The following is a 26,997-nucleotide window of genomic DNA, read 5'->3' on the forward strand; positions in this document are numbered from 1 at the left end:
CAGAGTCCGGTGTTAACCGTTATTTACGGGGTTTGATCCGCGCAGTCGCCTCGGCCACCAGCGGATCATCCGGCCAGTAATGCTTCGGATAGCGCCCCTTCAAATCCTTCTTCACTTCGGCGTAGGTGCTGCGCCAGAAGTTGGCCAGGTCCTGAGTCACCTGCACCGGCCGCCGCGCCGGGGACAACAGATGCAGTTTGACCACCTGCCGCCCCCCGGCGATGCGCGGGGTCTCGGCCAGTCCGAACAACTCCTGCAAGCGCACCGCGAGAATCGGCGGCTGTTCGCTGTAATCCAGACGAATCGAGGAGCCTGACGGCACGCTCAAATGATGGGGCGCCAGCTCGTCCAAGCGTTGTGGCAGCGGCCACGGCAGCAGGTTGTGGACGATGCTCGACAGATCCAGGTTGGCGAAGTGACTGAGCCGCGAAACCTTGCCCAGATACGGCATCAGCCAGTGCTCCAAACTCTTGAGCAATGCCACGTCGCTGACATCCGGCCACTCGCTCTCGCCCTTGGCGGCGAGGTCCAGTTGCCGCAACAAGGCGACCCGCGCCTGCCACTGACGCAGCTCCGGGGTCCACGGCAACAGCTCCAGGCCTTTGCGCCGCACCAGGTTGACCAGCGCCTGGCTGCGAGCAGTTTCATCGAGACCGGTCAGCGGTTCACGACTGAGGATCAGTTCACCAACCTTGCGCTGACGCTCGGCCCGCAGTACGCCTTCACGTTCATCCCAATCCAGTTGATCGACGCAGCGAACCTGCTCGGCCAGCACTGAATCGAAGAGTGCCGGATCGAAGTCCGTCGCCAGATAAATCCGCTCCTCACGCTGGCCCTGGCGACTGCCCAGATCGGCGATCACCAGCCACGGCTGCTTCATCAGGCTATCGGCCTCGGCGAACAGTGCGGCACGTCCGTTGGCCAAGCGATATTCCGCACCACCGGCGCGCCGTTGCTGAGCGACCCGGTCGGGATAGGCCAGCGCCAGCAACGCGCCGAGCCAGCGCGGGTGATCTGGATCGCTGACCGGCTCCGCTGCTTTGCCCCGTAGGTAACCACGATACTGCCGCGCCAGTTGCCTTGCGCGCTGCACCCCACCCTGGGCACCCCGTGCGGCGCGTTCTTCGCCAGACAGCAATACCAGTCGGCTGTGCAAGTCCGCCCCGGCGCCGCGCAAGATATCGCGCTCGCCGAGCAGTGCCGAGACGTCGCAGGCCATGTCCGCCAGTCCCAGCGCCTGGCCGCGCAACAGCAAATGCGCGATGCGCGGATGCGCCGGCAGTTCGGCCATGGCCTGACCGTGACGGGTCAGCGTGTCACCCTGCAGAGCGCCCAAGCGTTCGAGCAAGTCCTGGGCCTGTGCATAGGCGGCGGCAGGCGGCACGTCGAGCCACACCAACTGTTCGGGTTTTACGCCCCAACGTTCCAGTTGCAAGGCCAGCCCGGCGAGGTCCGCCGAAAGGATTTCCGCACTGCCATAGGCCGCCAGTTGCTCATGCTGATCCTGGGACCACAAGCGATAACACACGCCCGGCTCCAGGCGCCCGGCCCGGCCCGCGCGCTGGGTGGCGCTAGCCTTGGAAATGCGCTGGGTGTCGAGACGGGTCATGCCGCTGCCGGGGTCGAAACGCGGCACCCGCGCCAACCCGGCATCGATCACCACGCGCACGCCATTGATGGTCAGGCTGGTTTCGGCGATGTTGGTGGCCAGCACCACTTTGCGCTTGCCCGCCGGTGCCGGATCGATGGCTGCCCGTTGCGCGGCGAGGTCCAGTTCACCGTGCAATGGGCACAGTAGAACCTGAGTGTTTTCGCCCAAGGCATCGGCCAGTTGCTGATGCACACGTCGGATTTCCGCCTGTCCCGGCAGGAACACCAACACACTGCCGGTTTCGTCGTTCAAGGCTTCAAGAATGGTCTGCACCAGACGCGGCTCGATGAATTCACCGGACTGGAACGGTCGGCCCCAGCGCATCGCCACCGGGAACATGCGCCCTTCGCTGCGCAGAATCGGCGCGTCGTCGAGCAACCCGGCCAAGCGTTCGCCTTCGAGCGTGGCGGACATCAAGAGGATTTTCAGCGGCTGATCGTCACGGAACAGTTCCCGGCCATTGAGGCTCAGGGCCAGCGCCAGATCCGCGTCGAGACTGCGTTCATGAAATTCGTCGAAGATCAGCAGGCCCACGCCCTCAAGCGCCGGGTCGTCCTGCAAACGCCGGGTGAGGATGCCTTCGGTGACCACTTCAATGCGGGTGTTGGGACCGACCTTGCTGTCGAGCCGAATGCGATAACCTACGGTTTCGCCGACCTTCTCCCCCAGCTCACTGGCCAGCCGTTCAGCCGCTGCGCGCGCGGCCAACCGACGGGGTTCGAGCATCAGGATGGTCTGCCCGGCCAGCCACGGTTCGTTGAGCAAGGCCAAAGGCACGCGGGTGGTTTTACCGGCGCCGGGCGGCGCTTCGAGCACGGCTTCGTGGCGTGTAGCGAGGGCTTCACGCAGGGCGGGTAAAACTTCATCGATCGGCAAAGAAATCATGCTGGCTCCCAAACAGAGCGGCGAGTATAACGGCGAACTGCAAGGCGTTCGTCAGGGTCTTAATTCATACCGACGACGTTTCGTTTCGAGATTACCCAGGAGATTTCATATGCGTGCTCCCTTTCGCCTGATTGGCGGTGTTCTGGTCGCAACCTTGCTGACTCAAGTGACCGCCTGCGGTTCGATCTTCTACCCGGATCGCCGTGGCCAGATCGAAGGCAAGATCGACCCGGCCATCGCCGCGCTCGACGCCGTGGGCCTGCTGTTCTACATCATCCCCGGCCTGATTGCGTTTGCCGTGGACTTCGCCACCGGCGCGATTTACTACGCGCCGGGAGAGACCGCACAAGTTGCACCGGAAAAACTCAAGGAAGCCATCGGCGCCGACGGCAAAGTCGATAACCGCAAGTTGCAGACTATTCTGGAAAGCGAACTGGGTCGCAGCTTCCCGCTGGACGATCCACGCCTGATCCAGAGCAAAGGCAACGCCCAGCAACTGGCGATGTTCGGCCTGCAACCCGCCGCGTAAATCCCTACGCACGAAAGGACTCTTCAAGGAACGATGGCCCCTATGACCTCCAGCTCCGAACACGCCCGCCTGCTGCGGCTGGCGACCCGTGCCTCGGTGGCGGTGGCATGCATCCTGATCGTCGCCAAAGCCATCGCCTGGTGGTTGAGCGGCTCGGTGAGCATGCTCGCCGGGCTCACCGACTCGACACTCGACGGCGTCACGTCATTGCTCAACCTGCTGGCGGTGCATTACGCCCTGCGCCCGGCCGACAATGATCATCGCTACGGGCACGGCAAGGCCGAGTCATTGGCGGGCATGGCCCAGGCGTTGTTCATCGGCGGCAGTGCGGTACTGATCGCGTTGCAGGCCTACGATCGGTTGAAGCATCCCGAGCCCGTGGGCGCGCCGTGGATCAGTATCGGCGTGATTGTGTTTTCCCTCGTGCTGACCCTGGCGTTGTTGATGTTTCAACATCGGGTGGTCAAGGCCACCGGCTCCAACGCGGTGCGCGCCGACTCCCTGCACTACCGCTCGGACATGCTGCTCAACGGCAGCATTCTGATCGCGCTGGTGTTGGCCGGGTTTGGACTGCATCAGGTCGACCCCTGGTTCGGCCTGGGGATCGCTGCCTACATTCTGTGGAGCGCGGTGCAGATCGCCAGGGAGAGCTTCGCGGTGTTGATGGATGAAGAACTGCCGCCGGAGGTCAGCCAGCACATGCTGGAATTGGCGTGCAGCGTCCCCGGCGTATTGGGTGCCCATGACCTGCGCACGCGGATCTCCGGCAACCAGTGGTTTGTGCAGTTGCATCTGGAGCTGCCGGGGGAGCTGACGTTATCCGTTGCCCATGGCATCAGCGATCAGGCTGCCGCAGCCATTCACACCGCCTACCCGCGGGCCGAAGTGCTGGTGCACGCCGACCCTCAGGAAGTGGTGAAAGCCGCGCGGGATCAGTAAGTCACCTGATAACCGCGACTGCTCAGGCAGTTACCCTGGGCCTGTCGGTAGGCTTGCACCACCGACGGGTCTGGCTGGTAGGTGGCGGTTCGTGGATCGAAACCACTCTGCTGCACCGCGTATTGATAACACTCGTAACCGTCCCGACTGACCTGCTCCGGCGACTGCCCGTTGGCTGGATACGCCTCCACGTCATATCCGCTGTTGCCAGCGGGTGGTTGCGGTTGGCCAACCGGCGGTTCGACCACGACGTAATCCTGAGTGCTTTGCTGATAGGCGTAATAGGAACCGGCCGCCAGGAACAGCAGCGCCCCGCCGATCCATACCTGCTCGGCGTAATCGGGCAGGTACCTGACACGAATCCCGCGCGGTGGCTGCACCACCACGTAACGCGGGCCCAGCGGGCGATACCAGTAGCCACCGGAATAGAAGTAATCCATGCCACGGTAAGGCACGCGGTAGTCGCGCTCGGGAAAGCGGTCGATCACTTGACCGGGACGATACCTGGGGCCAGGCCCCCAGCCGTTGCCGCGTCCACTCGGGCGCCCCTGCCCGTGATTGTCATAGGACGGTGCTACTGTGTAACCACTCCAGCGCTGTTTGTCATCGTTGCGACGTGGCTGGTCCTTGTAGTAACCGCGCTGCGGCTCCTGGGTCTGGCGCACGGTGTCGGGCCGGGGCTGGATTGGCATGTCAGTGGCCGGCATCTGCGGCGGTGGCGGCGGCGAGCGCACCTGGTTGTTGAAATCCGGCGCTGGACGGCTCTGCCTCTGGTCATTGTCCTGACGTTGATTCTGGCCGCCGTGCTCTTTCTGGCGGTTGTCCTTGTTCTGCGCCCGGGGCTGATTCTGCTGCTGGCCGTTTTGCGGATGCGGCTGGTCACCGCCACCACGGCCCTGGTTATCGCCCTGATGCCCACCCTGACCGCGTTGCCCGCCATCATGGCCACGGTTTTGCGGCTCATCGGCCATCGCTTGCACCGAGACACTGACACACAACAAACCAACACCGGCCAAACGCCAGATGCGCGATTTCATGCTTTACCTCATTGCGGGTAAGGGCCTGTACTTAAGACTGGGAAAGCGCTGGCCGGTTCTGCGACAGGTTATCTGTCACACAACTTATTTATTGAGGCCAGCGGGTCAAATTCCACGCAAGAAAAAGGGGAGACCCGTCGGCCTCCCCTTGGAGAACTTCGTCCTGGCTCGACACTTGTGGCGTCGGCTCACCTCACGCCGTCTTCTGGACAGTGTGTAGCTCGGGGGCCGGCACATCCCCGGTGGGGGTGGCGACCGCGGCGGGCCTGATTCGGCGAGCCGCACTGGACTGTTTGTCCGAGCAGTGATTCTGGTGATAAGAATAGGCCGGGAGCGTCGGCAGAGGATTGCGAAGATTGCTGAATTAAACATCACTTGCGCAATTTTTAACCCTAGATACATAATCCTCCGCAATAGTTACGACAAAGGACCGATTGATGAGCAAGCTCGACCGTTACGACCTGAGTATTCTGGCGGAATTGCAGCGCGACGCACGCATCTCTAACCAGGAGCTGGCCGAGCGCATCGGCCTGTCGCCTTCGCCGTGCTCGCGGCGGGTCAAGCAACTGGAAGACGACGGTTACATTTCCCGCCAGGTCGCCCTGCTCGACCGCAAGATGCTCGGCCTGAGCCTGACCGCTTACGTGCTGATCGGCATGGACCGTCACACGCCGGAGCGTTTCGAGAATTTCGAAGCGGCCATCCGCACCCTGCCCCAAGTGCTCGAATGCAGCCTGGTGACCGGGATGGATGCCGACTATCAGCTCAAGGTCGTGGTGCCGGACATGGATCACTACCAGAAACTGCTGCTGGGGCATCTGACGCGGATTGAAGGCGTGACCAGCGTGCGATCGAGTTTTGTGTTGAATCAGGTGTTGAACAGCACCGAACTGCCTTTGACTCATCTGCGCAGCTGAGGACGCCATCGCGAGCAAGCTCGCTCCCACAAAGTTTTGTGTTGACCGCAGTATCGTGATCCATACAAAACCTGTGGGAGCGAGCTTGCTCGCGATGGGGCCGGCACAGGCGACGAATGACTGCGACACACCGACGCAGGTCAATACTGCACGAAGCCAGTGCGGCGTATACTCGCCGCGCCCTTTTAGCCTCGCCTGTGCTGGAGATGTTCGATGGATCCTGCAGTATTCGAAGAGTGGATGATGACCGGACTGGTCACGATCCTGATCATTTTCATGGGTTTCATCGTCTGGGATCTGGCGAAGAAGTCCAAGGCCGGGCGCTTTGGCTCGTTCATTCTGTTCTTCGTGCTCGGCCTTGGTGTTGCTGCATTCGTGATCAAAAGTGTGGTCATCGGCCTGATCGAATCCGGCACTTTATAAGCGCGCCGGAACTTCTTTCCACTGCCCCTGATCGAGCCCTTCGATCGTCCAGTCGCCGATCCTGACTCGCACCAGGCGCAAGGTCGGCAACCCGACCGCAGCGGTCATGCGCCGCACCTGCCGGTTGCGCCCTTCGCGAATCACCAACTCCAGCCAGCTGGTCGGCACGCTTTTACGAAAGCGAACCGGCGGATTGCGTGGCCACAGCTCAGGCTCGTCCAGTTGCCGTGCCTCGGCGGGCAAGGTCATGCCGTCATTCAATTCGACGCCGTCGCGCAAGCGCTGCAACTGTTCGGTGTTCGGCTCGCCCTCGACCTGCACCCAATAGGTCTTGGCCAGCTTGTGTTTCGGGTCGGCGATCCGCGCCTGAAGCTGGCCATCGTTGGTCAGCAGCAACAAGCCTTCGCTGTCGCGGTCCAGCCGTCCGGCCGGATAGATGCCCGGTACATCGATGTAATCCTTGAGGGTCGCGCGCCCGTCGCCGTCGCTGAATTGCGTCAGCACATCGAAAGGTTTGTTGAACAGGATCAGCTTCGGCTCGGCTGGTGGCGCCTTGGCGACACGGCGCGGGGCTGATGGGGATGGTTTCGCGCCGGGGCGACGGGAAGGTGGACGAGATGGACGCGACATGGGCAAAACAACATCTAACGGTCAGGGCTGCTAATGCTAGTGCCCTGACCGCCAAATGACCATGACAAACCGTTAGCGGAACGGCGGCTCGTCGAAGCTGCGCAGTTTGCGCGAGTGCAGCGAGTTGAGTTCGGTGCGCAACAGATCCACCGCCTCGATACCGATCTTCAGGTGCTGGCTGACCGCGCGCTCATAGAAAGCGTTGGCCGAGCCCGGCAACTTGATTTCGCTGTGCAGCGGCTTGTCCGAGACGCACAGCAACGTGCCGTACGGCACTCGCAAGCGATAACCCTGCGCGGCAATGGTGCCGCTTTCCATGTCCACCGCCACGGCGCGGGACAGGTTGATCAGCGGCCGTTCCTGCGCCCAGCGCAGCTCCCAGTTACGGTCGTCGTAGGTCAGCACGGTGCCGGTACGCAGGCGTTTCTTCAGTTCGTCGCCCTTCTCGCCGGTGACGTTGGCCGCCGCTTGCTGAAGCGCGAGCTGCACTTCGGCCAACGCCGGAATCGGAATGTTCGGCGGCACCACCCGGTCGAGAATTCCGTCGCGACGCATGTAGGCGTGGGCCAGCACGTAGTCGCCAATGGTCTGCGACTGACGCAGGCCGCCGCAGTGACCGATCATCAGCCAGCAGTGCGGGCGCAGCACGGCCAGGTGGTCGGTGATGTTCTTGGCGTTGGACGGGCCGACACCGATGTTCACCAGGGTCACGCCGTGCCCATCGCTGGCGATCAGGTGATACGCCGGCATCTGGTAGCGGTGCCAGACCACCCCGGCGGCAATCGCCGAGGCTTCGCCGTGATCCATGCTCTTTTCGATGATCACGTTGCCCGGCAGCACCATGCGCACGAAACGCGGGTCGTTGCGCAGTTGCTCCAGACCATGGACGATGAACTGATCGACGTAGCGGTGATAGTTGGTCAGCAGAATCCACGGCTGCACATGCCGCCAGTCGCTGCCGGTGTAATGCACCAGTCGGCGCAGGGAGAAATCCACTCGCGCGGCATCGAACAGCGCCAACGGCAGCGGATCGGTGTTTTCCCAATCGTACAGACCGTCGGCAATGCCGTCGGTCGCCGCCGACAGGTCGGTACTCGGGAACACCCGCGCCAGCACGGGGGCAGTGACACCGGAACCCGCCAGCTCATCACCCTGCTCGACCACATACGGATACGGGATGTTCTGCTGGCTGACACCGACTTCCACGGTCACGGTGAAGTCGTGCATCAGCGGAACGAGCTGTTCCAGCAGGTACTTACGGAAAGCCGAGGGATGGGTGACGGTGACGCTGTAGGTGCCCGGCAGCTGAACCTTGGCGTAGGCACGGGTGGTCTGCGGGACTTCGCCCTGGCAGTGATAGGTCAGGCGCAATTCGGGATAGCGGAACATCGAGCGCTGTTCTGCATCGGGCTCGACGCGATCCTTGAGGTAGCGCTTGAGCGCCTGGCTCAACGCGGTGGTTGCACGATTGTGCAAGAGTGCAAGCCGATCCACGGCTTGCTCGGCGGTTTGAACGACAATAAAAGCTTCGGTCACGATCAGCATCCTGTGTTCTGACTTGCAGACCTTCATCTTGCCTGCATCGTCGCTTCACGGGAACAGTGGCATTGACTGTGTACAGAGAACAACTGTGGGAGCGAGCTTGCTCGCGATAGCGGCGCATCAGTCAACATCACTGTTGAATGTTGATCCGTCATCGCGAGCAAGCTCGCTCCCACAGGAGTTTACGGCGCTGACCAGAAGCCTTGAGGAGTCGAGCGCGCGACAATCGCTTCCACGTCCAGCCCTCGTGGTAACGCGCCATACACTCGGCCGCCGCCATCCAGGCGACTGGCAATAAACGCATCACTGACCACCGCATTCCCGGCTTCCAGCAACAGCTTGGCCTGCAGCCCCAGGGCAATGTCTTCAGTCAGTTGCCGGGCGCGGTACTGGATGTCGCTGGTGTCCTTGAAGGCCGCCTGCAATTGATGGATGTGCGCAGCCAGGCGCTTGTCGCCATGGCCATCGCCCAACTCGCTGAACAGCGCATCGAGCACGCCTGGTTCTTTCGACAGGGCACGCAGCACGTCGAGGCACTGCACATTACCGGAGCCTTCCCAGGTCGAATTCACCGGCGCCTCGCGGTAAAGCCGCGGCAGGATGCTGTCTTCGACATAACCCGCGCCGCCCATGCATTCGGCCGCTTCGTTGATCATCGCCGGCGCCCGTTTGCAGATCCAGTACTTGCCCACCGCCGTCACCAGGCGGGCGAATTTGGCTTCCTGCGAATCATCCAGATGATCCAGCGCCCGGCCCATGCGCAGGCTCAACGCCAGGGCCGCTTCGCTTTCCAGCGCCAGATCCGCCAGCACGTTCTGCATCAACGGCTGTTCGCTGAGCAGTTTGCCGCCAACCGATCGGTGAGCGCAGTGATGGCTGGCCTGGGTCAGCGCCTGACGCATCAGCGAACTGGAACCGACCATGCAATCGAAGCGGGTCATGGCGACCATTTCGATGATTGTCGGAACGCCACGGCCCTCTTCACCGACCATCCACGCCAATGCTCCACGGAACTCCACTTCGCTGGAAGCGTTGGAGCAGTTGCCGAGCTTGTTCTTCAAGCGCTGGATATAGAACTGATTGCGCGTGTCGTCCGGACGATGGCGCGGCAACAGGAAACAGGTCAGGCCCTTGTCGGTCTGCGCCAGTGTCAGGAAGGCGTCGCACATCGGCGCCGAGCAAAACCACTTGTGCCCCACAAGTTCATAGGCCTGGCCCGGACCGCTGGCGCCGACCGGATAGGCCTTGGTGGTATTGGCCCGCACGTCGGTACCACCCTGCTTCTCGGTCATGGCCATGCCGATGGTGACTCCGGCCTTGTGGACCATGCCGACATTGCGCGGGTCGTATTCGGTGGCGAGGATTTTCGGCAGCCACTTTTGCGCCAGGTCCGGTTGCAGGCGCATGGCCGGAACGCTGGCGAAGGTCATGGTCAGCGGGCATCCACTGCCGGCCTCGGCCTGGCTGTGCAGATAGGTCATGGATGCGCGGGCGACATGGGCGCCGTCCTGCGGGTGCGCCCAGGGCAGCGAGGTCAGGCCATGTTCGACCGCCGTGCGCATTAATTGATGGTAGGCCGGATGAAACTCCACCAGATCAATGCGATGACCAAACCGGTCATGGCTGTTGAACACCGGCTTGTTCTGATTGGCCAGGAACCCGGCTTCCATCAACGGGCCACCGGCCAGCGCGCCATAGGCGTCGATCCGCGATTCGGCCCAACCGGCCCCGAAGCGCCGCGACCATTCCTGCAACGGCAAGTCGATGCGGTACAGGTTGGCGCCGTCCAGTGACGGTGGCTGGTTGGTGACTTCGTGGGTTTCGGCGAACTGATGCAGGTTCATGACAGGGCTCCTTTGGTCGGCCAAGGGACTTCAGTTAAGCACCGCCCCTCGGCCGATCAAAGTGTCATATACGCCTAACTGTCGGCGCTTTCGCCCTGTTGCGGGCAGAGCACACGGCGGTAGAGCGCGGCCTGCAAGTCTTCGAATTTCACCGGTTTGCTCAAGTGATCAATCACTGCGCCGGTCGGGCAGCGCTCACGGTCACCGCTCAGGGCGATCATGAACAACGGCAGCTCGGCATAACCGGGTAACGCGCGGATCCGGCAGCACACCGACTCACCGTCCGGCAGCGGCAACTGACAATCGACCAGCACCGCGTCAAACACTTCGCGCTGCAACAGATCGAGCGCGACATCGACGCTGTTGGCTGTACGTACGCGAAAGCCCAGCTTGAGCAACATGCCGCGCATCACCAACTGGCTGATGCTGTTGTCATCCACCAACAGCACGGCACAATCCTGGGGCAAGCGCAGGCGCGGAAAATCCCGGGTCATCAACGGCGTCACCGGACGTTCGGCCGCCGGCAACCCGACTTCCACATCCAGCTGAAACCGGCTGCCGCGCCCTGGCTCGGAGCGATGAGTCAGTCGCCCACCGAGCAATTCGACCAACTGTCGGCAAATCGCCAGGCCAACCCCCAGGCCACCGTATTCACGGGTCATCGAGCCATCGAGCTGGAAGAACCGTTGATACATCGTGGCCTCCCCTAAATCGGTGAAACCAATGCCCGTGTCGATCACCGCAAAGGTCAACGCCAGCCGGTCGGGCTCGATGGTCTTGCCGGTCACCCGTAGCGCCAGACCGCCGACCTTTGTGAACTTGATGGCGTTATCCAGCAGGCATTCCAGGCACTGCGCGATCTTGACGTTGTCGCCGAGCAAGCGATCCGGCACACCTGGCGCGACATCGACCTTGAAGTCCAGCGACTTGCTCGATGCGTTGCCCTCGAACTGCGTGCGCAGTGCCTCGACCACGCCACGCAAGCTGAAGGTGTCGGCCGAGGCCTTGAGTTTGCCGGCCTGCAGTTCGGTGAGGGTGAGGATGCCGTTGACCATGCGCATCATGTCCCGCGCCGACCCCGAAGCCGTCTGCTGGTAGTACTCGAGTTCCGGGTCCATCTCGACCGTCTGCATCAGCTCCAGTGAACCGATCACACCATTCATGGGCGTGCGCAATTCGTGGGTCAGGGTGGCAAGGAACTCGTCCTTGAGCTTGTTACTGTGAGCCAGTTGCTGGTTGAGGACTTCAAGCTTCTGGCTGGCGTCGAACAGGGTTTGAGCCTGCTGCTCGCGCATCGCGTTGATGCGGTCGGCCAGCGCCAGGGACAGCAACGCCACTTCGATGGCCGAGCCGATCTGACTGGAATACATGGTCAGGAACACGTTCGGCAGGTATCCAAGCACCATCAGCGTATTGACGATGCCACCGAGTAAAAACGCCGACCAGGCAATGATGAAATACCGCGCCACCCGCAGGCCCCGCAGCCAGGCAAAGATCCCGGCGGCAAAAATCACCACGGTGAATGTCAACGCCAGGGCCGTGGCCAGGCGCAAGGCCAGGGCATAGCTGGTCATCAATGACAGGCCGATCACCAGCGCACTGAAGGCAACCAGCGCCAGCAACAAGCGGTCAAGCCAGCGACTGTGGGTAGCCATCTGCAGGAAACTGCGGGCGAACTGACTGCCGAACAGCCCCGCACAGCCGATGAAAAACGGCGTCGCAGCGTTAGCCCACCACGGATTGTCCGGCCAGAAATACTGCACGGCCGCACCGTTTACCGACAGCTGATACAAGCCGAACGAGGCGATATAAAAGATGTAGTAGAGGTAACTGGTGTCGCGCACGCTGAGGTAGATGAACAGGTTGTAGACCAGCATCCCCAGCAGTACGCCGTAGATCAGCCCCAGTACGTAGAGGCGCACGGGCTGCTCTTCGAGGTAGGCGGTGCTCGACCACAAGGTTACCGGCGCCTGGATCGAGCCTTCGCTTTGCAAGCGCATGAATACGGTTTCGGCCTGGTCCGGCTTGAACGTCAGGTCGAACAGATAGTTGTTCTGACGAATCTCGCGGCTGGCGAAGGGCAAGGCATCGCCGGTCTGCCTGACCAACTGATAGTTGCCGGCCGCATCGGGCAAATAGAGATCGAGATGATCGAGGGGCGGATAGGCCAGTTCCAGCAGCCAGGTCCTTTGCGCCGCCGGATTGGCTGGACGGTAATGCAGGTCGATTTTCAGCCAGAACACCGAACGCGAGTACCCGGCGTTAAGCGTATCTTTGTGGTGCGGTTTGAAGTTGCCGGCCGCCGCTTGCGCACGGATATCCGCGATGGTCGCCTGACCACCTGCGTCCTCATAGACCTGCAGGGTTCGGCCCAAGGGGAGGCTTTGAGTGAACTCATCGAACTCGACGGCGTTTGCCAGGAGGGGCAAACACAACAGCAACATCAGCAAATAGCGCATTGAAGCCCCAGCGTGGCCTGTCCGGTTCTGTCAGGAAGCCCCCCATTCCTTTTGAGCAGACGTAAAACCGGTATCACCTGTTATTGGTTTGGATCCACTCTAGCATAGCCGTTGATGGCCAATGAGAACCACAGAAATTTTTCCTACAAAGGCTCTAGAACGGGCGTTCCAGCAACACCAACGAACGATTATCAATGACAGGAATATCACTGTGGCGAGGGGGCTTGCCCCCGTTCGGCTGCGAAGCAGTCGTAAAACCAGCCGACTCGATGAACCTGACGGGTCACTGGGGCCGCTTCGCTGCCCAACGGGGGCAAGCCCCCTCGCCACAATGTATCGACCAAACACACTGCCACAACACCCGAAAAACAGGTTTGGTGGTAAGCTCGCGCACCATGAATATCTACAGCTCTCGCCCCGTTGTCCTCTGTCTCTCCGGCCACGACCCAAGTGGTGGCGCCGGCTTGCAGGCAGATATCGAAGCCCTGCTCGCACAGGGTTGCCATGCGGCTCCGGCCGTCACCGCCCTGACCGTGCAAGACACCGTCAATGTCACTGACTTCCGCGTCCTGGACCGTGAGTGGGTACTGGCCCAGGCCAATGCCGTGCTCAACGACTCCGAAGTCGCCGCCGTCAAACTGGGCATGCTCGGTTCCCTGGAAATGGTCGACACCGTGGTCGAACTGCTTTCGGCGCACCCGCACTTGCCGGTGGTCTGCGACCCGGTGCTGCGCGCTGGCGGCGGCGGACGCCTGGGCAAGGACGAGGTCGGCTACGCCATGCGCGAACGCTTGCTGCCCCTTTCGATCATTGCGACCCCCAACCTTCCCGAAGCCCGCATCCTCGCCGAACTGCCCGAAGGCACCGCGGACGAGTGCGCAGAAAAACTCCTGCCGTTCGTCAAACACCTGCTGATCACCGGCGGCCATGGCGACGAAACCGAAATCCACAATCGCCTGTACAGCCGCGACGGTCTGCGCGAAACCTTTACCTGCCAGCGTTTGCCGGGCAGTTATCACGGTTCCGGTTGCACCCTGGCCAGTGCGCTGGCCGGTCGTCTGGCCCAGGGCGAAAACCTCGCCAGTGCCGTGCAGACCGCGCTTAACTACACATGGCGCACCCTGCGTGATGCCGAGCAACTAGGCAAAGGCCAGTTCGTGCCGCGCCGCTTGCCACTGGATTTCTGCTCGTAACTTCTATTTGTAATGCGGTGAGGCTTGTCCGATGAAACTACGTGGCCTGTACGCCATTACCGACAGCCATTTGCTGGACGGTAAGCTGCTCAAGTACGTGGAGGCGGCGCTGGAAGGCGGCGTCACCTTGCTGCAATACCGCGACAAGAGCAGTGACGAAGCCCGTCGTCTGCGCGAAGCCGAAGCCTTGCGTGATTTATGCGAACGCTACAACACCCGGTTGATCATCAATGATGACGCTGAGTTGGCCGCACGCCTGAATGTCGGCGTGCACTTGGGTCAAACTGATGGTCCATTGTCTCCGACCCGCGCCCTGCTGGGTCGCGATGCAATCATCGGTTCGACCTGCCATGCGCAACTCGACCTCGCCGAACAGGCCGTCAAAGAAGGCGCCAGCTATGTCGCGTTCGGCCGCTTCTTCAATTCCAACACCAAACCCGGCGCCCCGACCTGCAGTCTCGACCTGCTCGACCAGGCACGCAGCAAACTGCACCTGCCGATCTGCGCGATCGGCGGCATCACCCTGGAAAACGCCGCGCCGCTGGTGGCCCATGGTGTCGACCTGCTGGCCGTGGTGCATGGCCTGTTTGGCGCCGAGAGCACGGCTGAAGTAACCCGCCGCGCCCGCGCATTCAATGAATTACTAAAAGTCTGAGAGCCCGATCATGTCTCGTTCCGAAACGCTGTTTGCCAATGCCCAGAAACACATTCCCGGTGGCGTGAACTCGCCGGTTCGCGCGTTCAAGAGCGTCGGCGGCACGCCACTGTTCTTCAAGCACGCCGAAGGCGCCTACGTCACCGACGAAGACGACAAGCGCTATGTGGATTACGTCGGTTCCTGGGGCCCGATGATTCTCGGCCACAGCCACCCGGACGTGCTGGACGCCGTGCGCAAACAGCTTGAGCACGGCCTGTCCTACGGCGCCCCGACCGAGATGGAAACGCAGATGGCCGACCTGGTCTGCTCCCTCGTGCCGTCGATGGAAATGGTGCGCATGGTCAGCTCCGGCACCGAAGCGACCATGAGCGCCATTCGCCTGGCCCGTGGCTTCACCGGCCGCGACAGCATCATCAAGTTCGAAGGCTGCTACCACGGTCACTCCGACAGCCTGCTGGTCAAGGCCGGTTCCGGCGCACTGACCCAAGGCGTACCGAGCTCGGCCGGTGTACCGGCGGCATTCGCCAAACACACCTTGACCCTGCCGTTCAACGACATCGACGCGGTAGAAACCATGCTCGCCGAAGTCGGCCAGGACGTGGCCTGCATCATCGTCGAGCCAGTGGCCGGCAACATGAACTGCGTGCCGCCGGCACCGGGTTTCCTCGAAGGCCTGCGGACCCTGTGCGACAAGCACGGCGTGGTGCTGATTTTCGACGAAGTGATGACCGGTTTCCGTGTCGCCCTCGGCGGTGCCCAGGCGTACTACGGCGTGACGCCTGACCTGACCACCTTCGGCAAGATCATCGGTGGCGGCATGCCGGTTGGCTGCTTCGGCGGCAAGCGCGAAATCATGCAGCGCATCGCCCCGCTGGGCCCGGTGTACCAGGCCGGTACGCTGTCCGGTAACCCGCTGGCGATGGCCGCCGGCCTGACCACCCTGCGTCTGATCAGCCGCCCGGGCTTCCACGCCGAGCTGACCGACTACACCACTCGCCTGCTCGACGGCCTGCAACAGCGCGCCGATGCGGCCGGCATTCCGTTCGTGACCACCCAGGCCGGCGGCATGTTCGGCCTGTACTTCAGCGGTGCCGACGACATCGTCACCTTTGATGACGTCATGGCCAGCGACGCAGTCCTGTTCGGCCGCTTCTTCCACCTGATGCTCGAAGGTGGCGTGTATCTGGCACCGAGCGCATTCGAAGCCGGTTTCACTTCGATCGCCCACGGCGAAGCTGAACTGAAGCTGACCCTGGACGCCGCCGAGCGCGCCTTCGCGGCCTTGAAGTAACGTTCAAATGCTGACGCTGGCCCTTGCCAGCGTCAGCTTTCGCCTACGCTCCCACGATTTTTCCTACTCATCTGCTAATAATCCCCCGCAAAGTGGGCGATAAATTTCCCGTGCAGCAGAAAAACGAGTAAAGACTTTGTAAGGTTGGCCCTGCTTATTTCATAATGCGCGCTTATTGGATCCCTCGATGGGTCCGCGCGCCCTTCAGAGGTAAGTCGATTCCCATGAACCGCACCGGCCGCACCCTTGCACTGGGCTGCCTGTTGCTTCTTCAGCCCCTGCTCGCGCACGCACAAGCAGGCGGCAACTCGTTGTTAATCCCAGCGATGGGTCGCTGCACCCTCAATACCCAGCCGCAAGACCTGGAACAGGCGCTTGCCGCCTGCCAGAAAGCGTCGGAAGAAGGGGATGCGCAAGCGCAATACGAGTTGGGTGAGTTCTACTACGAAGGCAAAAACACGCCGCGCGACCTCAATCAAGCCCTGAGCTATTTCGAAAAAGCCTCGCTGCAAGGCCACGCCCAGGCACAATTCAAACTCGGCACCATGTTCTTCCACGGCGAAGGCGTGCCGGCCAATAACGTTCAGGCGTACATCCTGCTGAAGATGGCGGCGGTCAACGGCGCCGAAGAGGCCCTGGACACCGCCGACGAAGTCACCGAAAAGATGCCCCGCGAAGAACTGGAGCTTGCTACCCAGGTGCTCGGGCAAATCTTCCGTAAATATTTGATGGAATTGCAGAGCGCCGATGGGCGTACGCCGTTCGCGCCACTGCCCTGACTTCCGTGTTGTTCTGACTGGCCCAATCGCGAGCAAGCTCGCTCCCACATCCGACTGCATTCCCATGTGAGAACTCGGCCAACTGTGGGAACGAGCTTGCTCGCGATTGGGGGCGACCCGGTCTTGAGCCTTACTTCTCGGGCATCGGCATCGGAAACGGCATGACATTGCCGACCGCGCCACGGGCTTCGCTGATTTTCGGTGTTCCCATACGCTCGACTTCATCGATACGCACGATCGAATGCATCGGCACAAAACTGCGCACTACGCCTTCGAACTGAGCCTTGAGCTTTTCTTCGCTCGGATCGACGACCACTTGCGTGCGCTCGCCAAAGACGAACTCTTCCACTTCCAGAAAGCCCCACAGATCACTTTGATAGATCTGCTTGGCGTACATTTCGAACACCTGGCCCTGATTGAGGAAAATCACCTTGTAGATTGGAGCTTCACGTTTGGTCATGGTGGGCGAAACACATCGGGGGATAAAAATGAGGGCGCGAACTATAGCATAGCCATCGGACGCGCAGCGGTAGGAACCTGGGTACATGTTCCCTATAATGCGCGGTTCTTTGAATCACGTGATGACTCTATTCCATGGCCAAGAAGCTTTACATCGAAACCCACGGTTGCCAGATGAACGAGTACGACAGCTCGCGCATGGTCGATCTGCTGGGCGAACATCAGGCCCTGGAAGTCACCGCTCGCGCTGAAGACGCCGACGTGATCCTGCTCAACACCTGCTCGATCCGCGAACGCGCCCAGGATCGTGTCTACTCCCAGCTCGGCCGCTGGCGCGAACTGAAGCTGGCCAACCCGGACATGGTGATCGCCGTCGGCGGTTGCGTGGCCAGCCAGGAAGGCGCGGCCATTCGCGATCGCGCACCGTACGTCGACGTTGTCTTCGGCCCGCAGACCCTGCACCGCCTGCCGGAAATGATCGACGCCGCGCGCATCAGCAAGCTGCCGCAAGTCGACGTCTCGTTCCCGGAAATCGAAAAGTTCGACCACTTGCCCGAGCCCCGCATCGACGGCCCGAGCGCTTACGTGTCGGTGATGGAAGGTTGCAGCAAGTACTGCACGTTCTGCGTGGTGCCCTACACCCGCGGTGAAGAGGTCAGCCGGCCGTTCGACGACGTGATTGCCGAGATCATTCACCTGGCCGAAAACGGCGTGCGGGAAGTGACACTGCTGGGGCAGAACGTCAACGGCTATCGCGGCCTCACCCATGACGGGCGCCTGGCCGACCTGGCCGAGCTGATCCGCGTGGTCGCCGCGGTCGATGGCATCGACCGCATCCGCTACACCACGTCGCACCCGCTGGAGTTCTCCGACAGCCTGATCCAGGCCCACGCCGACGTGCCGGAGCTGGTCAAGCACCTGCACTTGCCGGTGCAATCGGGCTCGGACCGCATCCTCGCGGCGATGAAACGCAACCACACCGCGCTTGAATACAAATCCAAACTGCGCAAACTGCGCGCCGCCGTGCCGGGAATCTGCATCAGCTCGGACTTCATCGTCGGCTTCCCCGGCGAGACCGAGAAAGACTTCGAGCAAACCATGAAGCTGATTGCCGACGTCGGCTTCGACTTTTCCTACTCGTTCGTCTACAGCCAGCGCCCGGGCACACCGGCCGCCGATCTGGCCGACGACACTCCGGAAGAGCTGAAGAAAGAACGCCTGAATGCCCTGCAGCATCGCTTGAACCAGCAAGGTTTCGAGATCAGCCGACAAATGGTCGGCTCGATCCAGCGAATCCTGGTGACCGATTACTCGAAAAAGGACCCGGGCGAGCTCCAAGGCCGGACCGAGAATAATCGTATCGTCAACTTCCGCTGCGACAATCCGACCCTGATCGGCCAGTTCGCGGACGTGCACATCGATGCCGCCCAGCCGCACTCGCTGCGGGGCTCGCTGATCCAGTAACACTGCATTCCACTGTGGGAGCTTTTGTGGCGAGGGGGCTTGCCCCCGCTGGATCGCGAAGCGGTCCCAAGATTTTGCGACTGCTTCGCAGTCGAACGGGGGCAAGCCCCCTCGCCACAGTTTAAGTGCCAAATTCCTGCATCTTATTTAAGAGCTTTCGCACCCACGCCACTGGCGCTATCCTTGAACTCATCACCATTGCCCCAGGGCGGCTAAATACGACCTTGAACGCACCCATAGAACCACATCGTTTCATCCTCGAGCCTTTTGAAGCTCGCCGCTTCGCCAATCTGTGCGGGCAATTCGACGAGCATTTGCGCTTGATCGAACAGCGCCTGACCATCGAGATCCGCAATCGCGGAAACCAGTTCGAGCTGATCGGCGAACCCAAACACACCACCTCCGCGGAAAACCTCCTGCGCCGCCTGTACCGGGAAACCAAGGGTACCGAGCTGTCGCCGGACATGGTGCACCTGTTCCTGCAGGAATCGGCCGTCGAGCAGCTGGACAACCACTCCCCCGCCGAACCGTCCGTGGCCCTGCGCACCAAGAAAGGCATGATTCGCCCCCGTGGCTTGAATCAGCTGCGCTACGTGAAGGAAATCCTCGGTAACGATATCAACTTCGGCATCGGCCCGGCCGGTACCGGCAAGACCTATCTGGCCGTTGCCTGCGCGGTGGATGCACTGGAGCGCGAGCAGATTCGCCGCATCCTGCTGGTTCGTCCGGCGGTCGAAGCGGGTGAAAAACTCGGCTTCCTGCCCGGCGACCTGTCGCAAAAAATCGACCCGTACCTGCGCCCGCTCTACGACGCGCTCTACGAAATGCTCGGCTTCGAATACGTCGCCAAGCTGATCGAGCGCCAGGTGATCGAAGTCGCGCCGCTGGCCTACATGCGCGGCCGCACGCTGAACAACAGCTTCATCATTCTCGACGAAAGCCAGAACACCACGGTCGAGCAAATGAAGATGTTCCTGACCCGGATCGGCTTCGGCTCCACGGCCGTCATCACCGGGGACATCACCCAGGTCGACCTGCCACGCGGCACCAAGTCCGGCCTGCACCACGTGATTGAAGTGCTCAAGGATGTGCCGGGGATCAGCTTCACCCACTTCCAGCCCAAGGACGTCGTGCGTCATCCACTGGTACAGCGCATCGTCGAAGCCTACGAGCGCTTCGAAACCAAAGCGGCCGATGATGCCGCCGCCAAGGATAGCCGCCGCGATGCTTGAGCTTGACCTGCAAATCGCTACCGAAGCCTGCGCCCCCAGCGAGGCCGAGTTCCGCCAGTGGTGCGAACTGGCCCTGCGCCAGCGCACCGCCGACTCGGAGATGACCATTCGTCTGGTCGACGAAGCCGAAGGACGCGAGCTGAACCACACCTGGCGGCAAAAGGACTACGCAACTAACGTCTTGTCATTCCCGGCCGACGTGCCGGATGAGTTCCTCGACATCCCGCTGCTGGGCGATCTGGTGATCTGCGTGGCCGTGGTCGAGCGCGAAGCCGCTGAACAGGGCAAGGAGCTCAAGGCCCATTGGGCGCATCTGGTGATTCACGGCTGCTTGCATCTGCTTGGTTACGACCATATTGATGACGAAGAAGCCGAAGAAATGGAAGCACTGGAACGAACGTTGCTTGCAGAACTGGGCTTTCCCGATCCGTACGCGGACGACGAAACCGACGCATTCCCTACCGAAACAACAAAGGATTCAGAGTAATCGCTATGAGCGAAGATCGATCGAGCAACGGGCAGAAGTCATGGCTGGGTAAACTCACCCAGGCTTTTGCCCACGAGCCGAAAAACCGCCAGGAGCTGCTGGAGCTGCTGCGCGATGCACACCAGAACAAACTGCTGGACAGTGAAGCGCTGGCCATCGTCGAAGGCGCCATCCAGGTGGCTGACTTGCAGGTCCGGGACATCATGGTTCCGCGCTCGCAGATGGTCAGCATCAAGGCGACCCAGACACCGCGCGAGTTCCTGCCTGCCGTGGTCGACTCGGCCCACTCCCGCTACCCGGTGATCGGCGAAAGCCATGATGACGTGATGGGCGTGTTGCTGGCCAAGGACTTGCTGCCGTTGATCCTCAGGGAGAACGGCGACAGCTTCAACATCAAGGACCTCCTGCGCCCAGCCACCTTCGTGCCGGAGTCCAAGCGCCTTAACGTGCTGCTGCGCGAGTTTCGCGCCAACCACAACCACATGGCCATCGTCATTGACGAGTACGGCGGCGTGGCAGGCCTGGTGACCATCGAAGACGTGCTGGAACAGATCGTCGGCGACATCGAAGACGAACACGACGTCGAAGAAGACAGCTACATCAAGCCGCTGCCCAGCGGTGATTTCCTGATCAAGGCCCTGACACCGATCGAGAACTTCAACGAATTTTTCGACAGCGAGTTCTCCGACGACGAATTCGACACCGTTGGCGGCCTGGTGATGAGCGCGTTCGGGCATTTGCCAAAACGTAACGAAATCACGGAAATCGGCCCGTACCGCTTCCGCATCCTGAACGCCGACAGCCGTCGGATTCACTTGCTTCGCCTGACGCCCATTGCTCGCTAAGGATTGAAATGCGCTGGACAACCCGCCCCGGCTGGCCCGGTAACCTGCTGGCCGTGGCGGCCGGTGCAATCACCACACTGGCCCTGGCGCCGTTCGATATCTGGCCCCTGGCACTGCTCGCCGTCGGCCTGTTCTATGCCGGCCTGCGCGAGCTGAGCCCACGTCAGGCACTAGGGCGCGGCTGGTGTTTCGGTTTCGGCCTGTTCGGTGCCGGCACCAGCTGGATCTACTACAGCATTCACCACTTCGGCGGCGCGTCGGTATTGCTGGCCGGTTTCCTGATGCTGCTCTTCACGGCGGCAATTGCCTGGTTCTTTGCCCTGCCCGCCTGGATATGGGCGCGCTGGCTACGCCGAAATGAAGCGCCGCTGGCCGACGCCCTGGCCTTCGCAGCGCTGTGGGTCGGCCAGGAAGCCTTCCGCGGCTGGTTCCTGACAGGCTTCCCGTGGCTGTATTCCGGGTACAGCCAGCTCGATGGCCCGCTGGCCGGGCTCGCACCTGTCGGCGGGATGTGGCTGATTTCCTTCACCTTGGCCCTGACAGCTGCATTGATCTACAACGGCTTTCGTCTGGTTCGAACGGGGCGCAAAGGTTTCATCGCCGCCGGTGCATTGCTGCTGGTCGGGCCATGGCTGCTCGGCATGGCTCTCAAACATCATGCCTGGACCAGCCCTTCAGGCCCGCCACTGAGCGTCGCAGCCATCCAGGGCAACATCGAACAAAGCATGAAGTGGGACCCGACGCAGCTCAACGCGCAACTGGCGCTGTACCGCGACATGAGTTTCAGCTCCAGGCGAGCCGACCTTCTCATCTGGCCAGAAACGGCGATCCCGGTGCTCAAGGAGTCCGCCGAGGGCTACCTGAACATGATGGGCAGCTTCGCGGCCGAGCGTAAATCGGCGCTGATTACCGGCGTCCCGGTCCGCATGGAGGTCCACCACGAGAAGCGCTTCTTCAATGGCATCACCGTTGTCGGCGAAGGCGACGGCACCTACCTCAAGCAAAAACTGGTGCCGTTTGGTGAATATGTTCCGCTGGAGGATCTGTTGCGCGGGCTGATCGCCTTCTTCGATCTGCCGATGTCGGACTTTGCCCGCGGACCATCTGACCAGCCGCTGCTGCAAGCCAAGGGTTATCAGATCGCGCCGTACATCTGTTATGAAGTGGTGTACCCGGAATTCGCCGCCAGCCTCGCCGCCCGCAGCGACCTGTTGCTGACCATCAGCAACGACACCTGGTTCGGCACCTCCATCGGTCCGCTGCAACACCTGCAGATGGCGCAGATGCGTGCGCTGGAGGCCGGCCGCTGGATGATCCGCGCCACCAACAACGGCGTGTCCGGCCTGATCAACCCGTTCGGTCAGATTACCGATCAGATCCCGCAGTTCGAACGCGGCATCCTGTATGGCGAAGTGGTGCCGATGCACAACCTCACGCCGTACCTGGAATGGCGTTCGTGGCCATTGCTCATTCTCTGCGTGTTGTTGTTTGGCTGGGCGCTGGTTGCGAGCAGGATGGCGAAGACTGTCTGAAATCATTTGTGGCGAGGGAGCTTGCTCCCTCGCCACAGGGATTAGCGCTCAACGATAGAACAACGAATAACCGATCTGCCCCACCGCCTCGTTCATCAACTGCCCGTTCTGCCAGATCGCCTTGTACTCCGGCATCCAGCCTCCCAGTGGCCGCGCATTGTCGCCGCTCAGAAACCCTACCGGCGCCGGCACCACCTCAAACCCGGCCTTGCGGAAGCTCCAGACCGCTCGTGGCATATGCCCGGCATGAGTCACGAGCACCACACGTTTGATGCCCTGTGGTAGCAACACCTGGGCGCTGAACTGCGCATTTTCCCAGGTCGTGCGGCTGTGTCCTTCCTGCCAGCGCACGGTCACGCCAAAATCGTCGCGCAAGGAATCAGCCATCATCTGCGCTTCGCTTGGCGGAGTGCCGTAATGCAAGCCGCCGCTGGTCAGTACCGGCAGGCCGGAAGCCTTGGTCAGTCGCGCGGCAAAGCGCTGGCGCTCCAGGCCTACACCCGTGGGCTGGTCGGCACCCCAGGCCACGTCACCGCGCTCGCGCCCGGAACCAAGGACGACGATGGCGTCCGCGCGCCGCCCCAGCACTGCCCATTCGTCGCGGGCCAGCGGTGGCTCGCGCTCGAGCAGGCTGGCACTCCACTGCACCACCACCGGCAGGCTCATCAGCCAAAGGCCACCCAGCCCCAGTGCAAAGCACACACCGGCGAGCCTTGGCCTTGAGCGGCGCAACCACCAGGCAAGCAAAAGCAGCAGCAATAGAATGCCGGGGGGCAAAAGAAGTTGTTTTACAAAGTAACGAAAAGACATCGAGCATCTCCTGGAGATGCCCGAAGCCTAAGTGGGTTAGCGCAATGCGACAATCAATACAGAAGAACTATGCTTCAAAAAACCATTGAGCACGGCTCTGCGTCTTATTTGAACTGCAAAGACCGGACCTTTACCGCGTCTCTGCCGGGAACCTTGTCCTTGAGCCAGATGATCTTGGCCGAACGTGGTGCGTCGAGTTGCTTTATCGCCTCTGACAAGCATCCGTGCGTCTCACGCTCACTGCGATCCAGATACGCCTTGATCAATGCAAACTCTGCGGAGCTCAGGCCACGCAGTTCCAGTTCCAGAGGGCGTACGTCGCGCAACCGGCCAGCAGTTCTTGCCGCTTCCAAGGCCAGGGCCAAACGATCGATCAGCCTTTCGTACAGCTCCGGTTTTGTAGCTTTTTGCTGTGACTCAACCATCCCTCACCTCATTGGAAGATAAGACCTACTCCCCAGTTAGAGCTTAGCTTCCATGAACAAACCGGCTGAGCGCCGCGACCAACGGCCCTCGCGGCGGTTTTTGCGGGACGCGCGGCAGCAATCAGGGTTTCCCTCGGTAGAGCGCGGTCATGTATGCTACGGCGCTTCCTGTAACTCCACTTCCAGCTCGGCTGGACATCGAAAACGCCAATGCGGCGTGATCAGCGTCCAGCGTTGCATTGAAGAGGATTAGGCCACCCCTATTCAGTTCAAAAGTAGCCATGCACGAACAATATCAGCCCCGTGAAATCGAAGCCGCCGCCCAGTCGTTCTGGGACGAGCAAAAGTCCTTTGAAGTCAGTGAACAGCCAGGCAAGGAGACTTACTACTGCCTGTCGATGTTCCCTTACCCCAGCGGCAAGCTACACATGGGGCACGTGCGCAACTACACCATCGGCGACGTGATCTCCCGCTACCAGCGCATGCAAGGCAAGAATGTTCTGCAACCCATGGGTTGGGACGCCTTCGGCATGCCGGCGGAAAACGCCGCGATGAAGAACAACGTAGCGCCCGCCAAGTGGACCTACGAAAACATTGCCTACATGAAATCCCAGCTGCGCAGCCTGGGCCTGGCGGTGGACTGGTCGCGTGAAGTGACCACCTGCAAGCCCGATTACTACCGCTGGGAACAATGGCTGTTCACCCGCCTGTTCGAAAAAGGCGTGATCTACAAAAAAAGCGGCACCGTGAACTGGGACCCGGTCGACCAGACCGTCCTGGCCAACGAACAGGTGATCGACGGTCGCGGCTGGCGTTCCGGCGCGCTGATCGAAAAGCGCGAAATCCCGATGTACTACTTCAAGATCACCGCCTACGCGGATGAACTGCTGGAGAGCCTGGACGAACTGACTGGCTGGCCTGAACAGGTCAAGACCATGCAGCGCAACTGGATCGGCAAGTCCCGCGGCATGGAAGTGCAGTTCCCGTACAACGTCGATTCCATCGGCGAAGCGGGCGCGCTGAAAGTCTTCACCACCCGTCCGGACACCCTGATGGGCGCGACCTACGTCGCCGTCGCCGCCGAGCACCACCTGGCTACCCTGGCCGCACAGAACAACCCTGAGCTGCAAGCGTTCATCGCTGAATGCAAGGGCGGCAGCGTTGCGGAAGCCGACGTTGCGACTCAAGAGAAAAAAGGCCTGCCGACCGGCCTGTTCGTTGAGCACCCACTGACCGGTGAAAAGCTACCGGTATGGGTCGCCAACTACGTGCTGATGCATTACGGCGACGGCGCGGTCATGGCTGTTCCTGCCCACGACGAGCGCGATTTCGAATTCGCCCACAAATACAACCTGCCGGTCAAATCCGTGGTGCGCACCAGCTCCGGTGACAGCAACCCGGCGCCATGGCAAGACGCCTACGGCGAGTACGGCACGCTGATCAATTCCGGCGAGTTCGACGGCCTGGACTTCGCGGGCGCCTTCGACGCTATCGAAGTCGCGCTGATCAAGAAAGAACTGGGCGCCTCGCGTACCCAGTTCCGTCTGCGCGACTGGGGCATCAGCCGCCAGCGCTACTGGGGCTGCCCGATCCCGATCATCCACTGCGGCACCTGCGGTGACGTGCCGGTACCGGAAGATCAACTGCCTGTCGTGCTGCCGGAAGACGTCGTACCCGATGGCGCCGGTTCGCCACTGGCGCGCATGCCCGAGTTCTACGAGTGCAGCTGCCCTAAATGCGGCCAGCCTGCCAAGCGTGAAACCGACACCATGGACACCTTCGTCGAGTCCTCGTGGTACTACGCCCGCTACGCCTCGCCGCACTTTGAAGGCGGCCTGGTGGAAAAATCGGCGGCCGACCACTGGCTGCCGGTGGATCAGTACATCGGCGGTATCGAACACGCGATTCTTCACCTGCTCTATGCGCGCTTCTTCCACAAGCTGATGCGCGACGAAGGCCTGGTGAGCTCCAACGAGCCGTTCAAGAACCTGCTGACCCAGGGCATGGTGATCGCCGAGACTTACTATCGCCGCGAAGCCAATGGCGCTTACACCTGGTTCAACCCGGCGGACGTCGAGCTTGAGCGTGACAGCAAGGCCAAGGTCATCAGCGCCAAGTTGAAAGCCGACGGCTTGCCGGTGGAAATCGGTGGCACCGAGAAGATGGCCAAGTCGAAGAACAACGGTGTCGACCCACAGTCGATGATCGACCAGTTCGGCGCAGACACCTGCCGCCTGTTCATGATGTTCGCCTCGCCACCTGACATGAGCGCGGAATGGTCCGACTCCGGCGTCGAAGGTTCGCACCGTTTCCTCAAGCGCGTCTGGCGCCTGGCTCAAGCCCACGTCACTCAGGGCCTGCCGGGCAAACTGGACGTCGCCAGCCTGAATGACGAGCAGAAAGCCGTTCGTCGCTCGATTCACCTGGCCATCAAGCAGGCCAGCCAGGACGTCGGCCAGAACCACAAGTTCAACACCGCCATCGCTCAGGTGATGACGCTGATGAACGTACTGGAAAAAGCCGCACAAGCCACCGACCAGGATCGCGCACTGATTCACGAAGGCCTGGAAACCGTGACGCTGCTGCTGGCTCCGATCACGCCGCACATCAGCCATGAGCTGTGGAATCAACTGGGTCACGCCGATCCTGTGATCGACGCCGGTTGGCCGGTGGTGGATGACAGCGCTTTGGTACAGGACAGCCTGCAACTGGTGATTCAGGTCAACGGCAAGCTGCGTGGCCACATCGAAATGCCGGCCAGTGCCAGCCGTGAAGAAGTCGAAGCCGCCGCCCGTGCCAACGAGAACGTGCTGCGCTTCGTCGACGGTCTGACCATTCGTAAAGTGATCGTAGTGCCCGGGAAACTGGTCAATATCGTCGCCAGCTAATTGGATCAGGCGCCAGGTGAGCCTGGCGCCGAGTAAAACCTTTCGGGCCGCTTGATCGGCCCACATGGTTTCAAGGGG

The 26,997-nt window shown here is 61.4% G+C and carries 23 protein-coding genes; 14 read left to right on the forward strand and 9 right to left on the reverse strand.

The features are described from left to right. Positions 1-19 precede the first annotated feature (19 nt). Positions 20-2,536: an ATP-dependent helicase HrpB gene (hrpB, locus tag ABIE16_RS24540; protein ID WP_429522128.1), complete on the reverse strand. Its 2,517-nt coding sequence runs from the start codon at positions 2,534-2,536 to the stop codon at positions 20-22. A 109-nt stretch (positions 2,537-2,645) separates the two neighbouring features. Here hrpB and ABIE16_RS24545 point away from each other — a divergent pair, with 109 nt between their 5' ends. Together ABIE16_RS24545 and ABIE16_RS24550 are read left to right on the forward strand one after the other, a co-directional pair. Continuing rightward, positions 2,646-3,065 carry a hypothetical protein gene (locus ABIE16_RS24545; protein ID WP_057713177.1) on the forward strand — a complete coding sequence of 140 codons (420 nt, stop codon included), beginning with the start codon at positions 2,646-2,648 and terminating at the stop codon, positions 3,063-3,065. Between the two features lie 42 nt (positions 3,066-3,107). Continuing rightward, a complete protein-coding gene (locus ABIE16_RS24550; RefSeq protein ID WP_349736274.1) occupies positions 3,108-4,004 on the forward strand; it encodes a cation diffusion facilitator family transporter in 897 nt (298 codons plus the stop codon). Here ABIE16_RS24550 and ABIE16_RS24555 read toward each other — a convergent pair. Then, on the reverse strand, positions 3,998-5,041 hold the full coding sequence (locus tag ABIE16_RS24555) for a DUF6515 family protein (RefSeq protein WP_429522129.1): 1,044 nt from the start codon (positions 5,039-5,041) through the stop codon (positions 3,998-4,000). The two genes, ABIE16_RS24550 and ABIE16_RS24555, sit on opposite strands and share 7 nt — an antisense overlap. A gap of 437 nt (positions 5,042-5,478) precedes the next feature. Between ABIE16_RS24555 and ABIE16_RS24560 the strand changes: the two genes are divergently transcribed. Then, positions 5,479-5,958, forward strand: a complete 480-nt coding sequence (locus tag ABIE16_RS24560) for an Lrp/AsnC family transcriptional regulator (RefSeq protein ID WP_007937367.1) — start codon at positions 5,479-5,481, stop codon at positions 5,956-5,958. A gap of 213 nt (positions 5,959-6,171) precedes the next feature. Beyond that, positions 6,172-6,381, forward strand: coding sequence for a DUF2788 domain-containing protein (locus ABIE16_RS24565; RefSeq protein WP_008022976.1), 210 nt, complete (start codon positions 6,172-6,174; stop codon positions 6,379-6,381). Here the strand turns inward: ABIE16_RS24565 and ABIE16_RS24570 are convergent. From ABIE16_RS24570 to ABIE16_RS24585, 4 genes are all read right to left on the reverse strand, one after another. After that, positions 6,376-7,011, reverse strand: a complete 636-nt coding sequence (locus ABIE16_RS24570; RefSeq protein WP_102670798.1) for a pseudouridine synthase — start codon at positions 7,009-7,011, stop codon at positions 6,376-6,378. The genes ABIE16_RS24565 and ABIE16_RS24570 overlap by 6 nt on opposite strands. A 72-nt stretch (positions 7,012-7,083) precedes the next feature. Beyond that, positions 7,084-8,583, reverse strand: coding sequence for an AMP nucleosidase (gene amn / locus ABIE16_RS24575; RefSeq protein ID WP_191622263.1), 1,500 nt, complete (start codon positions 8,581-8,583; stop codon positions 7,084-7,086). A 152-nt stretch (positions 8,584-8,735) separates the two neighbouring features. After that, positions 8,736-10,397, reverse strand: coding sequence for an acyl-CoA dehydrogenase family protein (locus ABIE16_RS24580; protein WP_218497964.1), 1,662 nt, complete (start codon positions 10,395-10,397; stop codon positions 8,736-8,738). Positions 10,398-10,471: 74 nt separating this feature from the next. Further along, complete coding sequence (locus ABIE16_RS24585; protein WP_429522130.1) at positions 10,472-12,856, reverse strand: 7TM diverse intracellular signaling domain-containing protein; 2,385 nt, start codon at positions 12,854-12,856, stop codon at positions 10,472-10,474. A 395-nt stretch (positions 12,857-13,251) separates the two neighbouring features. Here ABIE16_RS24585 and ABIE16_RS24590 point away from each other — a divergent pair, with 395 nt between their 5' ends. The 4 genes from ABIE16_RS24590 to ABIE16_RS24605 all read left to right on the forward strand — a co-directional run bounded on the left by ABIE16_RS24590 (position 13,252) and on the right by ABIE16_RS24605 (position 16,777). Beyond that, positions 13,252-14,049 carry a hydroxymethylpyrimidine/phosphomethylpyrimidine kinase gene (locus tag ABIE16_RS24590; RefSeq protein ID WP_057713171.1) on the forward strand — a complete coding sequence of 266 codons (798 nt, stop codon included), beginning with the start codon at positions 13,252-13,254 and terminating at the stop codon, positions 14,047-14,049. A 31-nt stretch (positions 14,050-14,080) separates the two neighbouring features. Further along, the gene (thiE, locus tag ABIE16_RS24595) at positions 14,081-14,704 is read left to right on the forward strand and encodes a thiamine phosphate synthase (protein ID WP_057713170.1); all 624 of its coding nucleotides are present in this window, start codon (positions 14,081-14,083) and stop codon (positions 14,702-14,704) included. Positions 14,705-14,714: 10 nt separating this feature from the next. Then, on the forward strand, positions 14,715-15,998 hold the full coding sequence (gene hemL, locus ABIE16_RS24600) for a glutamate-1-semialdehyde 2,1-aminomutase (RefSeq protein WP_429522131.1): 1,284 nt from the start codon (positions 14,715-14,717) through the stop codon (positions 15,996-15,998). A 224-nt stretch (positions 15,999-16,222) separates the two neighbouring features. Further along, positions 16,223-16,777, forward strand: coding sequence for a tetratricopeptide repeat protein (locus ABIE16_RS24605; RefSeq protein ID WP_057713169.1), 555 nt, complete (start codon positions 16,223-16,225; stop codon positions 16,775-16,777). 130 nt (positions 16,778-16,907) lie between these two features. On the opposite strand, the gene ABIE16_RS24610 is transcribed toward ABIE16_RS24605, so the two are convergent. Further along, complete coding sequence (locus ABIE16_RS24610; RefSeq protein WP_008052403.1) at positions 16,908-17,237, reverse strand: DUF1820 family protein; 330 nt, start codon at positions 17,235-17,237, stop codon at positions 16,908-16,910. A 134-nt stretch (positions 17,238-17,371) separates the two neighbouring features. On the opposite strand from ABIE16_RS24610, the gene miaB reads away from it, so the two are divergent. The 5 genes from miaB to lnt all read left to right on the forward strand — a co-directional run bounded on the left by miaB (position 17,372) and on the right by lnt (position 22,796). Continuing rightward, positions 17,372-18,700, forward strand: a complete 1,329-nt coding sequence (gene miaB / locus ABIE16_RS24615; protein ID WP_015096961.1) for a tRNA (N6-isopentenyl adenosine(37)-C2)-methylthiotransferase MiaB — start codon at positions 17,372-17,374, stop codon at positions 18,698-18,700. A 224-nt stretch (positions 18,701-18,924) separates the two neighbouring features. After that, on the forward strand, positions 18,925-19,932 hold the full coding sequence (locus ABIE16_RS24620; protein WP_008022966.1) for a PhoH family protein: 1,008 nt from the start codon (positions 18,925-18,927) through the stop codon (positions 19,930-19,932). Further along, positions 19,925-20,419 carry an rRNA maturation RNase YbeY gene (gene ybeY / locus ABIE16_RS24625; protein ID WP_057713168.1) on the forward strand — a complete coding sequence of 165 codons (495 nt, stop codon included), beginning with the start codon at positions 19,925-19,927 and terminating at the stop codon, positions 20,417-20,419. Before ABIE16_RS24620 ends, ybeY begins: the two co-directional genes overlap by 8 nt. A 5-nt stretch (positions 20,420-20,424) precedes the next feature. Then, positions 20,425-21,264, forward strand: coding sequence for an HlyC/CorC family transporter (locus tag ABIE16_RS24630; protein ID WP_046028710.1), 840 nt, complete (start codon positions 20,425-20,427; stop codon positions 21,262-21,264). An 8-nt stretch (positions 21,265-21,272) separates the two neighbouring features. Next, a complete protein-coding gene (gene lnt, locus ABIE16_RS24635) occupies positions 21,273-22,796 on the forward strand; it encodes an apolipoprotein N-acyltransferase (protein WP_349736266.1) in 1,524 nt (507 codons plus the stop codon). Positions 22,797-22,844: 48 nt separating this feature from the next. On the opposite strand, the gene ABIE16_RS24640 is transcribed toward lnt, so the two are convergent. Then, positions 22,845-23,606, reverse strand: coding sequence for a YdcF family protein (locus ABIE16_RS24640; RefSeq protein WP_429522132.1), 762 nt, complete (start codon positions 23,604-23,606; stop codon positions 22,845-22,847). Positions 23,607-23,710: 104 nt separating this feature from the next. Further along, a complete protein-coding gene (locus tag ABIE16_RS24645) occupies positions 23,711-24,031 on the reverse strand; it encodes a hypothetical protein (RefSeq protein WP_057713165.1) in 321 nt (106 codons plus the stop codon). Between the two features lie 281 nt (positions 24,032-24,312). Between ABIE16_RS24645 and leuS the strand changes: the two genes are divergently transcribed. Further along, positions 24,313-26,919: a leucine--tRNA ligase gene (leuS, locus tag ABIE16_RS24650; protein ID WP_223500172.1), complete on the forward strand. Its 2,607-nt coding sequence runs from the start codon at positions 24,313-24,315 to the stop codon at positions 26,917-26,919. Positions 26,920-26,997 lie beyond the last annotated feature (78 nt).

It is taken from the genome of Pseudomonas sp. 2725, from assembly GCF_050434585.1.
GTDB classification, from domain to species: Bacteria; Pseudomonadota; Gammaproteobacteria; order Pseudomonadales; family Pseudomonadaceae; genus Aquipseudomonas; species Aquipseudomonas jessenii.

Bases quoted from the DNA above. Each gene is read 5' to 3' on its own strand.
- hrpB (WP_429522128.1), bottom strand. From the start codon at position 2,536: ATGATTTCTTTGCCGATCGATGAAGTTTTACCCGCCCTGCGTGAAGCC.
- ABIE16_RS24545 (WP_057713177.1), top strand. From the start codon at position 2,646: ATGCGTGCTCCCTTTCGCCTGATTGGCGGTGTTCTGGTCGCAACCTTG.
- ABIE16_RS24550 (WP_349736274.1), top strand. From the start codon at position 3,108: ATGACCTCCAGCTCCGAACACGCCCGCCTGCTGCGGCTGGCGACCCGT.
- ABIE16_RS24555 (WP_429522129.1), bottom strand. From the start codon at position 5,041: ATGAAATCGCGCATCTGGCGTTTGGCCGGTGTTGGTTTGTTGTGTGTC.
- ABIE16_RS24560 (WP_007937367.1), top strand. From the start codon at position 5,479: ATGAGCAAGCTCGACCGTTACGACCTGAGTATTCTGGCGGAATTGCAG.
- ABIE16_RS24565 (WP_008022976.1), top strand. From the start codon at position 6,172: ATGGATCCTGCAGTATTCGAAGAGTGGATGATGACCGGACTGGTCACG.
- ABIE16_RS24570 (WP_102670798.1), bottom strand. From the start codon at position 7,011: ATGTCGCGTCCATCTCGTCCACCTTCCCGTCGCCCCGGCGCGAAACCA.
- amn (WP_191622263.1), bottom strand. From the start codon at position 8,583: ATGAAGGTCTGCAAGTCAGAACACAGGATGCTGATCGTGACCGAAGCT.
- ABIE16_RS24580 (WP_218497964.1), bottom strand. From the start codon at position 10,397: ATGAACCTGCATCAGTTCGCCGAAACCCACGAAGTCACCAACCAGCCA.
- ABIE16_RS24585 (WP_429522130.1), bottom strand. From the start codon at position 12,856: ATGCGCTATTTGCTGATGTTGCTGTTGTGTTTGCCCCTCCTGGCAAAC.
- ABIE16_RS24590 (WP_057713171.1), top strand. From the start codon at position 13,252: ATGAATATCTACAGCTCTCGCCCCGTTGTCCTCTGTCTCTCCGGCCAC.
- thiE (WP_057713170.1), top strand. From the start codon at position 14,081: ATGAAACTACGTGGCCTGTACGCCATTACCGACAGCCATTTGCTGGAC.
- hemL (WP_429522131.1), top strand. From the start codon at position 14,715: ATGTCTCGTTCCGAAACGCTGTTTGCCAATGCCCAGAAACACATTCCC.
- ABIE16_RS24605 (WP_057713169.1), top strand. From the start codon at position 16,223: ATGAACCGCACCGGCCGCACCCTTGCACTGGGCTGCCTGTTGCTTCTT.
- ABIE16_RS24610 (WP_008052403.1), bottom strand. From the start codon at position 17,237: ATGACCAAACGTGAAGCTCCAATCTACAAGGTGATTTTCCTCAATCAG.
- miaB (WP_015096961.1), top strand. From the start codon at position 17,372: ATGGCCAAGAAGCTTTACATCGAAACCCACGGTTGCCAGATGAACGAG.
- ybeY (WP_057713168.1), top strand. From the start codon at position 19,925: ATGCTTGAGCTTGACCTGCAAATCGCTACCGAAGCCTGCGCCCCCAGC.
- ABIE16_RS24630 (WP_046028710.1), top strand. From the start codon at position 20,425: ATGAGCGAAGATCGATCGAGCAACGGGCAGAAGTCATGGCTGGGTAAA.
- lnt (WP_349736266.1), top strand. From the start codon at position 21,273: ATGCGCTGGACAACCCGCCCCGGCTGGCCCGGTAACCTGCTGGCCGTG.
- ABIE16_RS24640 (WP_429522132.1), bottom strand. From the start codon at position 23,606: ATGTCTTTTCGTTACTTTGTAAAACAACTTCTTTTGCCCCCCGGCATT.
- ABIE16_RS24645 (WP_057713165.1), bottom strand. From the start codon at position 24,031: ATGGTTGAGTCACAGCAAAAAGCTACAAAACCGGAGCTGTACGAAAGG.
- leuS (WP_223500172.1), top strand. From the start codon at position 24,313: ATGCACGAACAATATCAGCCCCGTGAAATCGAAGCCGCCGCCCAGTCG.